The following is an 11,870-nucleotide window of genomic DNA, read 5'->3' as shown; positions in this document are numbered from 1 at the left end:
ATCATCTCCTCTCAGCTATTATTTTTTCCTGCTTTACAACTATCATTGAGTCCTCCGGAATGTTCTTATCCACTACCACGCCCGGCCCTACAAAGGAGTTGCTCCCTATCTTCCTTCCAGGATAGATAGTCACGTTTATGCCTACTTTGACGTTGTGACCTATTATCGCCCCAAGCTTTCTCCTTCCGCTGTCCTCAAGCTTACCTTTAATTTCCACCTTAACATGGCCGTTGTCATGTCTCAGGTTTGCGGTTATGGTTCCAGCCCCTAAATTGGAGTTTTCCCCTATTATCGAATCGCCTACGTAGTTTAAGTGCGGTGCATTTGAGTAGTCCATTATTATAGAGTTCTTTATCTCTACAGCGTTTCCTATATGGCAGTGATTCCCTATGCTCGTATAAGGCCTAATGAAGCAGTTGGGTCCGATTTTGGAGTCCTCACCTATAATAACAGGCCCCACAATGTAAGCTCCACTCCTTACAATTGTGCCGCGCCCTATATAGACTGGTGGAATGATTTTGGCACCTTCTTCTATCAGCCCTTCAATTCTATGTTCAAGCTTTGTCTTGAGAAGATACTCGTTCAGCTCGAGAAGGTTCCAAGGCCTTCCAACATCATTCCAGTAACCTTTGTAGGATGCCACGCCAATCTTTTTCCCCGCTTTTAAGTAGAGATTCAGCGTGTCGGTTATCTCATACTCACCGCGCTCGCTAAGCTCGGTCTTTTCGATGAACTCGAATATTTCAGGCTTAAAGATATAAATACCCAGGTTGGCATATCCCCTTACTTTTCCAGGTTTCTCTTTTACTTCTTTGACTAACCCCTTTTCAACCTCAATCATGCCAAAATGGCTCAAATCTTCGAACTCCTTAACAACCAGCGCGGCATCATTGTTCCTAAATGCGTGCATTAACCCCTTCAGAGCATCAAGCTCAAAGTAAATATCTCCGTTAACAGCCAAAAAAGGTTCGTCTTCGACAAAGTCCTTAGCTGAATAAATTGCTCTTGCACTTCCATCTCCTTCAACTTGATCGACGTATGTAATGGGCTTTCCTCTAAACTCATCGCCGAGCGCTCTCATGAGCTTCTCCTTTTTATAGCGAACAACAACTATAAACTCATCCACAAAGGGATAAAGGTTAGCAAGAACATACTCAATAATTGGTTTATTTGCCGCTTTGAGGAGAACTTTAGGTCTATCGTCTGTTAGAGGCCTCAACCGCTCTCCCTTACCAGCAGCTAAAACCACACCTTTCAAAGTAACACCCCCAATAATGATACTATCAAAGCTATGCTACCAAACAATATGCAGAACTTTGAGAAATTTAACCTTTTGGCCGCTTTAAGCATCACCTCAAGCATCACTAAGCTCACTGTGAATGAACTCAAAACTGCAACGACTGCAACGTTTATGGGCATCGGGTTTTTAGGGGCCTCTAGGAACAAAGCACCAAATATGGCTGGAATTGCCATCAAAAAGCTCAACCTAACAGCTTTTTCCTGTTTAACTCCAAATAAAAGCAAAGCCCCAATTGTCATTCCCGAGCGTGATATTCCCGGTAAAACAGCTATTCCCTGAGCAATGCCAGCGGTTATGGACTCAACGATACTAACCTCATCGTCACTCTTAAGCCCTTTTTCTTTTTCTGCTCGCTTTATTGGATTCTCCTGTGTCTTATATAGCACTAACCCTGTTACAATCAACGCCACGCCTATTAAGCCGTTTACGACTTCGATGTTGAGGCCTGCGACTCTCTCGCTAAACGTCTTATATAGGGGATACCCTATCAAGCCTGTGAAGAGAGTAGAATAGAATAAGAACTTCTCCTCCTCCCCCCATTTGAAGGCTATAAACTTAAGCAGGATCTTCCCCAAATCGTATCTAAACTTATAGGCTAAGGCCATAAGCGTTCCCAAATGGAGCATCAGCGCGTATGAGTATGCCTGTTCCGGAGGGACACCAAAGAAGTTCATCAACGCTAGCATTGTTTGACCAGAGCTACTTATAGGGAGCCACTCTGTGATTCCTTGAAGGACACCCATTACTACAGCTTCCATATAGTTCATTTCACTCACTCCCAAAGATATCTAAAATAACTAAAATTAAGATTTACGCTTAAAGGTATTCCATGAGCAGTTGGACAGCCTCTTCAAACACATCTCTATCTTCAGCATCTACCACATGATCCAAATAGTGGAGAGCTTTTATGTTTATTATCAAGTAGGCCTCCCCTCTACCCAAGCCGAGCTCATAAGCATCGTAAAAAACCCTCTCTTCACCCAAGGCCATATTTATCATTTTCACAAAGTGGGCTATCTCATCTGTAGTTATCTCGTCCCACTTGCTTTCCATCTCATCAAAATACTTCTCCAGAAGGCGCAGCTTTTCAATATCAATCTTGAGTGTTCCCTCGACATAAGGAAACTCTCCCAAACGGAATATTTTCATGCCCTCATCGTCCTGAATTCCAATATAATCCCAAAGGAGAAGACCTTCTATAACATTTCCACTTCCATAACGACCTGCTAAATAGGTAAACCTCCCCAAAATATCATCCATATCGCTCAAAAACTTCTCCTCATCGCTGTATCTAACTATTTTACTAACTGTGCTCATGCTCTACACCTAATCGCCATTTACATTTCACATTAAAATACATTGTCTTCAAAAGCCTTATTAATTTTGAGTTCCAACTTTCGTTGCCCGAGGAGTATTGGGTTGCGATGACCTCGGGACCCCCAGGGGGGCGACATCTCAAATGCCCCCCGACGATTAGTTTTTAAACACTCAAATTTTACTTCTCCACATGCATAAGCTTTTAGCCAGTGCTCTAAAAGAGCGTTTTCAGCTCAACGAACTTCAAATACGCGCTTTTAATGAGGTTATTTCTGGGAAGAGCACTCTAATCATTGCCCCAACAGGAAGTGGGAAGACAGAGAGCGCTTTTCTTCCAGTCCTAAACGAGATACTTGAGCAAAACCTTTCCCCCATATCTGCCCTTTATATCGCCCCTATAAAAGCTCTAAATCGTGATTTGCTTGAACGCTTAAAGTGGTGGGGAGAAAGAACCAATTTAAGCGTGGAAGTTAGGCATGGGGATACCTCACAGTACGCCAAAGCACGCCAAGTCAAAAAACCACCTCACGTTCTTATTATCACTCCCGAAACACTGGGAATTCTTTTAACTATGAAGTCAATGAGGAAACATTTAAGCAATGTCAGATTTGTAATAATTGATGAGATAGCTGAACTCATTGACAATAAGAGGGGAATTCAGCTAAGCTTAGCTCTTGAGCGCTTAGAAAAAATAGCAAACTTTCAAAGGATTGGATTGAGCGCAACCATAGGTAATGAGGAGGAGGTAAAGAATTGGCTGAAAGCGGACGTAATAGTAAAGCCCTCACTCCAAAAGAACTACAAGATAAACGTCCTATTTCCCCAGCCGGAGGAAGGAGATGAAGAACTTGTCCAAAAGCTCAGAGTCTCTCTCGATGTGGCAACGCGTTTAAGGACACTCTGGTCAATTGTGGAAAAGCACGAAAGAGCCCTCATATTTACGAATACGAGGCAGTTCGCCGAAATTTTGGCCCACCGCTTGAAGGCTTGGGGAAAGGAGGTTGAAGTTCACCACGGGAGCCTCTCCAAGGAGGCAAGGATTCAGGCGGAGAGGGCGCTTAAAGAGGGTAAAATAAAAGCTTTGATATGTACTTCTTCGATGGAACTCGGTATAGATATAGGTGATGTTGACGTTGTAATCCAATACATGAGCCCCAGACAAGTAAACCGACTAATTCAGAGGGTTGGACGCTCAAAGCATCGCCTTGGCGAAGTGAGCGAGGGATATATAATAACCACCAATGTTGAGGATTACTTGGAGAGTCTAATAATAGCAAAGCGGGCCGTTGAGAAGAAGCTTGAAGCAGTTAAGCCCTATGAGAATGCTTTAGATGTTTTAGCACACTTCATAGTCGGTTTGCTGATGGAATACAAACGCTTAAGCAAAGAGGAGATATATCATACGGCTAAAAGCGCTTACGCTTATCGAAACCTAAGGTGGGAAGATTTTCAAGGTGTTTTAGATGTTTTAGAGAGCGCTCGGCTTATAGGTTACGATGAAGCTAAAGATGTCCTCTATTTGAGGAGAGGCTCTTTTAAATACTACTATGAGAACCTCTCGACGATTCCCGACGAGATAAGCTACCGTGTGTTGAATATATCGAGCAACCACATAGTAGGCAGACTGGATGAGAACTTCGTTATGGACTTAGAAGAGAGCATGGAGTTCATTATGCATGGAAGGAGCTGGATTTTATTAGGAATCGACGAAGATGCGCGTTTACTTAAAGTCAGAGAGAGCAAGAGTTTAGAGAGTGCAATCCCATCTTGGGAGGGCGAGATGATACCTGTTCCGTTAGAGGTGGCTTTAGAAGTCGGAAGATTAAAGCGTGAACTCCTCTACAATTTTGACATGGCAAAACGGTTTTTAAAGAACGTTGAGTTTGATGAAAATGAGCTAAAGCTGGCAGAGAGCATTTTGAAGGAGCAAGAGCCCTTAAGTACTGATAGAGATAGTGGAATCGAAAGTTTGCCTAAAGCCTTAGTCATTCACGCAGACTTCGGAAATCAAGCAAATGAAGCCCTTGGACGCTTTATTTGGGCATTTTTAAGCGCTAAGTATGGAAAGGTATTCACAATGAAGGCTCAAGCTCACGCAATAGTTTTTAAAACGCCGTTCCAGCTCAATCCAAGCGAGGTAAAGAGCTACCTCCTCCAAGATGCCAGAGCCTTGGAGTACATCATCTCACGCGGGATTAGAGGGAGCAATATCTACAGGTGGCGCATGATCAATGTGGCTAAGAGAATCGGTGCTTTGAGGAGAGAAGCAAAGATTAGAAGAATAGAAAGGCTATTTGAAGGTACAGTTATAGAAAAGGAGACGCTGAACGAGATTTTCCACGACAAGCTCGATGTTGAAAAGGCCGCAGAAATTTTGGATAGAATTCAAAAAGGGATGATAAGGATTAAAACGAGGCTTAAAAGTGAGGCTTCCTACCTAGCGAAGCTTAACTTAAGTGTAGGCGGCGAGTTCTTAGTGAGCGGAGAGCTCGAGAAAGATGAGATTTTGGAGCTGTTTAAGGAAAGAATCCTAGACACCGAGGTCGCTTTAGTGTGCACTAACTGTGGATGGAAGAGCACAACAAGGGTTTCCCGCCTAAAGTCCCGCTTAAGTGTGTGGAAATGCCCCAAATGCGGCTCCTTCATGCTCGCGGTAGCTCATCCAATAGATGCCGAGCTTTTTGTTAAAGCTGTTAAAAAGATGAAGCTTGGAAAAGAGCTTGAAAAGGATGAAGAGAAAGCCTACAGGAAGCTGATAAAGGCGAGCGACCTAATCCAGAGCTATGGATGGGACGCTATACTCACACTGAGTGCTTATGGTGTGGGGCCAGATACAGCCGCGAGACTTTTGAGCCAATATCGTGGGGAGGCACTCCTGGTGGCACTTTTGGAAGCGGAGAGAACTTTTATCCGAACGAGGAAGTTTTGGACCTAATGTTTCTCGAGCGACAATTCTATAAGCATTTACCCTAAGTTTCTCTTATGAGCGTGAGGATTTTTGTCACGGGAAACCCAGGTGTTGGAAAAACCACCCTCGTGTTGAAGATTAGCGAAGCCCTACGAGACAAAGGAATAAAAGTTGGAGGATTCACCACGCGAGAAGTGCGTGAGAGGGGAAGAAGAGTGGGCTTCAAGATAAAAGCACTCGACACCGGTGAGGAAGGAACTCTAGCGTGGGCTGGCTTGGATGGGCCAAGAGTTGGAAAGTACGGCGTTAACCTTCAGGACTTAAATGAAATTGGTGTTGAAGCGGTTGAGAGGGCTTTAAGGGAAGCTGATGTTGTAATAATTGATGAAATCGGCGCAATGGAGTTCAAAAGCAAAAAATTTGCGGAGGCAGTTGAAAAAGCAATTGAAAGTGAAAAACCCCTCTTAGCGGCTCTCCACAGAAGATGGGTCGATAGGTTTAAGGATAGGGGAAAACTCTATGTTCTGACTGTGGAAAATAGAGAAAAAGTTAGGGAAGAGATTTTGCTGGAGCTGCTGAAAGAACTAAAGGGCATTTAGCCCACCGTTAAGCTTAAAAAATTGTCGAGCTAATTTTAGTCGGGTGTCGAAAGTGAGCGTAATTATAGAATTTGTGATAGTCCCTCTAGGAGAGATAAGCTTGAGCAGATACGTCGCTCAAGTAGTAAAGTTTTTAGATAAAAAGGGTGTAAAATATACATTGACACCTATGGCTACGATAATCGAAGTTCCAACCCTCTCTGAGGGACTTAAAATAATCGAGGAAGCCCACGAGCTTATGTTTGAGCTTGGGGCAAAAAGGGTCTCCACCACAATAAGAATCGATGACAGAAGAGATAAAGAGAGAAAAATGGAGGACAAAGTGAAATCGGTCTTGGAGAAGGTGAAGGAGGGTTAAACATTAAGGTTCTAATTTTGGCCATCGATAGAGATGATGACTTCGGTTTCAAAGCGGGGGTAAAGGCCCCGGTTATTGGGAGAGATGCTTGTATAGATGCTGCTGTAAAGCTGAGCTTAGCTGACCCTGAGGATAGCGATGCCAACGTTTTATATGCGGCGGTTAAGCTCTATGATGAGCTTAAAGAGAAGGGAGAATTTGAGGATGTGGAAGTGGCTTTGATTACAGGTCATCACGATGTTGGTGTTAAGAGCGATTTGGAGCTAAATAAACAGATGGATAAGGTTTTGGCGAAGTTTCCTGCCGATGGCGTCATACCCGTGACTGATGGAGCTGAAGATGAACAGATATTCCCCATTATTGCCTCAAAAGTTCCCATTATAAGTACGAGAAGGGTAGTTGTCAAGCAGAGTGAGAGCATAGAGACAACCTATTACATAATCTACCGCTATTTCAAGGAGGTTTTAAGTGATCCAGAAGTTGCAAAAATCGTACTTGGACTTCCCGGTTTAGTGCTGCTCCTCTACGGCATAGCGAGGCTCATATCTATAAAGTACCCCGAAAGCATTAACATAGTTTCCTCCACCGTAGCCGGAACCATCCTGCTCTTAATTGGGGGATACTTCTTCAACAAAGGATTCAACTTGGTTAGCTACTTCGTGACGTTCTTCAGACATATAAGGGAGAGCATGAGCAAGGGGCTTGTAAACTTTGTTTCAACGATTGCAGGACTTTTTGTAATAATGGCGGGAGCCATACATGTTTACTTCAACTTTGAATATTATATAAGAAACTCAAACATTCCGGGGATACCCACGGATCCCCTTTTAGCCGGAATAACATATATGTACTTCTTTAACAATCTGCTCATCACAGGGCTTACAATCATAGTTACAGGAAAAATCTTGCAGGCATATATGAAAAAGGACTACCACATCTGGCACTATCTTACAGCTCTGCTTTTAATACCCGGCATCTGGGTCACAATAGATATAACAACGTCCTACGTTCTAAACTTAACTTCCCCAGTGCTGATTGACTTCTATAAAAAAGTTTTAATTGCTGTCTTGGATATAATACTAGCGACCCTAATGGGCATGTACCTTAGGGAAAAAGTTAGGGGATGGAGAAGAGTTGAAGCTGGAGAAAGCACTTCACAAGCTTGAAAAGAAAAAAGAGGAGTCCTTAAAGGAAAGAAAAAAGCTCAAAGAAAAATACACCAAAAAATCTTCAAAGCTCATTGAAAAGATAAGCAAAGAAGTTGAGGGCTTAGAGAAGGCCAAACTCCCAAAAAACATCGATGATAGGGTATCAAAGATTGTGCAGAGTGAGAGGAGAGCATATGTTGAAACTTTGAGGAAGCTCCTTGAGAAGAGCAATGACATAGATGAGCTTGGCCGATTCCTTCCTGATCTCTCAAAGTTCCACGTAAGCCACGGGAAGTACGTAATGCTAATTTTTGAAAAGCGGATCTACAAAATAAACCGCCTCTTAAAGGAGCTTTCTGAGGTTTATAAGGAATACCACGGACAGTTGGCCAAAATTGAAGAGCCAGAGGCACCGGATATTATGGACATTCTCAATAGCATTGGAGATACAAAGAAAGCTGCTGAGGAGCTGGAGCACGAGATAAAAGTACTGAAAGAAAAGGAAGCAACTTTAAGTGAAAGGATTCACGAAAAGAGGGGAAATGTAGAGCTTCTGGAACTTGAGGAGAAAATAAAAGCGCTCAGAAAAGAAATATCCCACAGAGAGATTAAACTTACCTCCGAGCTCTCATCACTCAAAAAGCCTTTGAAAAAGGCCAGGATGAAGAGCGAAGTTGTGGAAAGCTTCCTGAACGATACAAAGTTTGCCCTAAGAGAGCCGCAGAAAGTCAAAGACCTAATATCAGATGCCCTAAGCAAGGGTTACTTTGATAAGAAGCACGAAAGGAAAGCTAAAGCATTGATAGCGGTGCTCGAAAATGAAGCAAAGGAGATACTGCAAAAGAAGGCCGAGCTTAAAACCCTTGAGGAGAGGAGAAAAGAGCAAACTAAAGAGATAGAAAGTTTTGAAAGTGAGCTAAAGAGAGTGAAAGAGAGCATAAGGAAGAAAGAAGAAGATCTCGAAAAACTGAAGAAAAAGGTAAAGGAGCTTGAAAAGGAGCTTAACGAGAGTTTAAAGAGGCTTGAGAAAATCCTGAACACTAAAATCGAAGTTGATTGAGGATTTTTCTCTTTTTATGCTTTTAATCCTTTAACATTCCCCAGCACATCTAACTTTGAGTTGCACAAGTTTTATATTTTAGGGCATCCTAATTTTTGTGGTGGTGAGAGTGAGGATAAAGCTCAAAAAGCTAAGGTTTGGAACGGCTGGAATACCTATATCCACGCCAAAGCGCTCTACTATTAATGGGATTCAAAAGGTTAGGGAGCTAGGGTTAGACGCTATGGAGCTTGAATTCGTTAGAGGAATTAATTTAAAGCCAGAACTTGCTAAAAAAGCCAAATACGTTGCTGAAAAGAACGATATTATTCTCACAGCTCACGCTCCATACTACATCAACTTAAACGCCAAAGAGAAGGAAAAGGTCGAGGCAAGCAAGCGCAGGATAATTCAGAGTGCGGAGCGCTTACATGAAGCGGGCGGCTACAGCGTTGTCTTCCACGCTGGTTATTACCTAAAGCAAGACCCTGTAAAAGTCTACGAGCGTATAAAGGGAGAACTCAAGGACGTTGTTAAGACCCTTCAAGATAAAGGAATAGAATTGTGGATCAGGCCAGAGCTAACGGGCAAGCCGACCCAATTTGGCAACTTAAAAGAGTTAATCAAGCTCAGCCAAGAGGTGGAAATGGTTCTTCCCGCAATAGACTTTGCCCATGCTCACGCGAGGAACAAAGGGGAGTACAATACAATAAAAGAGTGGCGTGAGATGCTCTCTCTTATGGAGCAGGAGCTTGGGAGGGAAGCACTGGACAACATGCATATTCACATAAGCGGAATAAACTACACTGAAAAGGGTGAAAAGAACCACCTCAACCTTCAGGATAGCGACATGAACTGGGAAGAGCTTTTAAAGGTGCTCAAAGAGTTCAAAGTTAAAGGTGTTGTGATAAGCGAAAGTCCAAACATTGAAGGAGACGCAGTTTTAATGAAGAGAAAGTACGAGGAGATAAAAGTTTAGCTTTTTTATTCTTTACTTCAAACTTGGATTATCCAGAGAAAATAAAGGAAAAACGTTCAAAAAATTTCAGTCCTTAAGATCAATAATCTCAAACGAATCACATGCTAAGTCCACAATCAAAAGTTTGTTGGTTAAGAGTTCTCCACACTTAGTTATGAGCTTAACAACTTCAGCCACTTCAATTGTCCCAATAATCCCTGCTATTGGCCCAAAAATAGGAGATTTTTCTTTTCTCCCCTGAGGAGGATCTGGAAACATATCTTTTAAACACTCGGTCTCTCCGGGGATTATTGTTGTAACTTGACCGTAGAAGCCGCTAATAGCCGCGTGGACTAAGGGAATATTTTTCTCCGTTGTGTATTCGTCCAGAATATAACGGGTCTCGAAATTGTCCACACAGTCAACCACAACATCTACCTCTCTCAAAACTTCATCAATATTCTTTCTCGTGAGCTTTCCGATGAAAGTCTCAATTTTTATATCAGAATTAAACCTCTCAAGCTTCCATTTGGCCGAAATTACCTTTGGGTTCTTGTTCAAGTCTTCTTCCCAATGGAGGATTTGCCTATCCAAATTATTTAGTTCTGGTTTCTGCGCATCTATTAGCAAAAGCTCTCCTATGCCCGCAGCAGCCAAATAATAAGCCACCGGCGAGCCCAAGCCTCCAATCCCTACTACCGCCACTTTGGAATTTTTAAGTTTTTCTTGCCCCTCAACACTTAGTATCTCAATCTCCCTACTATATCTCTCCAACTCTCTTTTACTCAACACTCCAACCACCTCAAGAGCAGAGACAGCACAACTACAACTGTTTGAGCATTCCTGTGTAGCAAAGACCTTAGAACTTCAAATGAAACAAACTCCCCATTAATGCTTCAATATTTGCTGTTAAACGTATAGAGCCCTAATAGCCGTCAAAACACTCATTGAATCTGTCTCTGCCAATGTCTAATTCTAAAAGAATAATTTAATTACTACACAAGTGTTGACCTCACTCCTATATAAGAGTATGGATGGGATCCTTAATTCAATAAAAACTCCGAGAGTTTGCCTTCAAAAAAAGGAAAAAGCGGAGAATCAGCCAGTAGCAGTAGCGTTGCACATTAGAGGTTGAGGATTGAGGTTAAACACCGCTGGGTGTATGTATTTGGCCAGTTCCTCCAAACCTAAAACTATCCTCGGCCCCGGTCTTGAGATTATGTTATCATCGCTCATCGTGTAAACATTTCCCTCTCTAAGAGCTTTAGTCTTAGCGAGCTCTGTATCACAGAGTTCCTCGGCTGTGGTTCCGCTGTAATGTGCGAGTATTATAACATCCGGATCTCTCGCGAGCACTTCTTCGAGGCTTACCTGAGCCCAGCCTTCCACGTCGTTGAATACGTTCTCTCCACTGGCAAGCTTGATTAAATCACCTATAAACGTGCCTTTTCCAGCGGTATAAATTGGATTCCACCATGCTATGTAGAAGACTTTTGGCTTAGGCTCTTTTCCAACTTTTGCTTTAATCTCTTCAACTTTAGTTTTCATCTCATTAACTACGCTCTTGGCATATCCTTCCCTATTTGTGACCTTCCCAAGGAGCTCTATTTGTTTGTAGATTTCATCTATGTTTTTAGGTTCCACGATTATGACAGGAGCTATTTTTTCGAGCTGATCGATATATTGCATGTGATATTCAATCCCTATTATTAAATCTGGTTCCAATAAAGCAATTTGTTCAATGTTCGGCTCCGTGGTTCCTATCTTTGTTATATTTGCAACTTGCGGAGGATAGTCATCAAACTCCGTAACGCCAACTACTTTATCGCCCGCCCCAATAGAGAAGAGTGTCTCTGTTATGCTTGGTGCTAATGAAATAACTCTCTGAGGCTCTTTTTCGATCGTAACGTTCCTCCCTGCAAAATCAACAATAGTTAGAGGGTACTTGGATTCTTCAATTTGAGCTGTCGTAGTCGGGTTTTCTCCAACGTTTTGAGCTTGAGATGTGCTAGTTTTGGGTGGTTCTTGCGTATTTGTAGGAGTTGTTTGGCTTTGATTTATGCACCCTGCAACAATAACCCCAAACATCAAAATGACCAGCAGTAAAGCCATCCCTCTCTTCATCTTCTCACCTTGGATTATTTGTCCAGCTAAAAATAACGCGAAGGATATATAAACTTTTGGAGGTTTTATCCAATAGATAACGTTGAATCTTTTCTATAAGAACCTAAAGCTACACTACT

At 42.4% G+C, this 11,870-nt stretch carries 11 protein-coding genes; 6 read left to right on the top strand and 5 right to left on the bottom strand.

What is annotated here, in order from left to right:
- Position 1: 1 nt before the first annotated feature.
- The 3 genes from glmU to PAP_RS06195 are packed head-to-tail and all read right to left on the bottom strand — an operon-like array spanning position 2 to position 2,617.
- On the bottom strand, positions 2-1,258 hold the full coding sequence (gene glmU / locus PAP_RS06205) for a bifunctional sugar-1-phosphate nucleotidylyltransferase/acetyltransferase (RefSeq protein WP_048165189.1): 1,257 nt from the start codon (positions 1,256-1,258) through the stop codon (positions 2-4).
- A complete protein-coding gene (locus PAP_RS06200; RefSeq protein WP_048165188.1) occupies positions 1,255-2,067 on the bottom strand; it encodes an undecaprenyl-diphosphate phosphatase in 813 nt (270 codons plus the stop codon). Before PAP_RS06200 ends, glmU begins: the two co-directional genes overlap by 4 nt.
- 49 nt (positions 2,068-2,116) lie before the next feature.
- Positions 2,117-2,617: a hypothetical protein gene (locus PAP_RS06195; RefSeq protein ID WP_048165187.1), complete on the bottom strand. Its 501-nt coding sequence runs from the start codon at positions 2,615-2,617 to the stop codon at positions 2,117-2,119.
- A 190-nt stretch (positions 2,618-2,807) separates the two neighbouring features.
- Between PAP_RS06195 and PAP_RS06190 the strand changes: the two genes are divergently transcribed.
- The 6 genes from PAP_RS06190 (at position 2,808) to PAP_RS06165 (ending at position 9,648) form a co-directional block, all read left to right on the top strand.
- Entirely contained in the window at positions 2,808-5,552 is a 2,745-nt protein-coding gene (locus PAP_RS06190) for a DEAD/DEAH box helicase (RefSeq protein ID WP_048165186.1), read from the top strand.
- Positions 5,553-5,605: 53 nt separating this feature from the next.
- Entirely contained in the window at positions 5,606-6,124 is a 519-nt protein-coding gene (locus PAP_RS06185; protein ID WP_048165973.1) for an NTPase, read from the top strand.
- Positions 6,125-6,176: 52 nt separating this feature from the next.
- Positions 6,177-6,482, top strand: coding sequence for an MTH1187 family thiamine-binding protein (locus PAP_RS06180; RefSeq protein WP_048165185.1), 306 nt, complete (start codon positions 6,177-6,179; stop codon positions 6,480-6,482).
- Positions 6,483-6,496: 14 nt separating this feature from the next.
- Positions 6,497-7,648: a DUF373 family protein gene (locus tag PAP_RS06175; RefSeq protein ID WP_084177541.1), complete on the top strand. Its 1,152-nt coding sequence runs from the start codon at positions 6,497-6,499 to the stop codon at positions 7,646-7,648.
- Positions 7,617-8,690 carry a coiled-coil domain-containing protein gene (locus PAP_RS06170; RefSeq protein WP_048165183.1) on the top strand — a complete coding sequence of 358 codons (1,074 nt, stop codon included), beginning with the start codon at positions 7,617-7,619 and terminating at the stop codon, positions 8,688-8,690. The genes PAP_RS06175 and PAP_RS06170 overlap by 32 nt, the downstream gene beginning before the upstream one ends.
- A gap of 109 nt (positions 8,691-8,799) precedes the next feature.
- Positions 8,800-9,648 carry a TIM barrel protein gene (locus PAP_RS06165; RefSeq protein WP_201769551.1) on the top strand — a complete coding sequence of 283 codons (849 nt, stop codon included), beginning with the start codon at positions 8,800-8,802 and terminating at the stop codon, positions 9,646-9,648.
- 66 nt (positions 9,649-9,714) lie between these two features.
- Here PAP_RS06165 and PAP_RS06160 read toward each other — a convergent pair whose 3' ends face one another.
- Together PAP_RS06160 and PAP_RS06155 are read right to left on the bottom strand one after the other, a co-directional pair.
- Positions 9,715-10,419, bottom strand: a complete 705-nt coding sequence (locus PAP_RS06160; protein WP_048165182.1) for a ThiF family adenylyltransferase — start codon at positions 10,417-10,419, stop codon at positions 9,715-9,717.
- 306 nt (positions 10,420-10,725) lie between these two features.
- On the bottom strand, positions 10,726-11,751 hold the full coding sequence (locus PAP_RS06155) for an ABC transporter substrate-binding protein (RefSeq protein WP_048165181.1): 1,026 nt from the start codon (positions 11,749-11,751) through the stop codon (positions 10,726-10,728).
- Between the last annotated feature and the right edge of the window lie 119 nt (positions 11,752-11,870).

Origin of the sequence: Palaeococcus pacificus DY20341 (genome assembly GCF_000725425.1) — an archaeon.
Classification (GTDB): Archaea; Methanobacteriota_B; Thermococci; order Thermococcales; family Thermococcaceae; genus Palaeococcus; species Palaeococcus pacificus.
Note: the sequence above shows the minus strand (reverse complement) of the source record. Positions and strands in the feature narration are given on the sequence as shown.

What these genes read in the sequence shown, in the direction of transcription:
- PAP_RS06155 (WP_048165181.1), bottom strand. Translation starts at nt 11,751, where the DNA reads ATGAAGAGAGGGATGGCTTTACTGCTGGTCATTTTGATGTTTGGGGTT.
- PAP_RS06190 (WP_048165186.1), top strand. Translation starts at nt 2,808, where the DNA reads ATGCATAAGCTTTTAGCCAGTGCTCTAAAAGAGCGTTTTCAGCTCAAC.
- PAP_RS06200 (WP_048165188.1), bottom strand. Translation starts at nt 2,067, where the DNA reads ATGAACTATATGGAAGCTGTAGTAATGGGTGTCCTTCAAGGAATCACA.
- PAP_RS06195 (WP_048165187.1), bottom strand. Translation starts at nt 2,617, where the DNA reads ATGAGCACAGTTAGTAAAATAGTTAGATACAGCGATGAGGAGAAGTTT.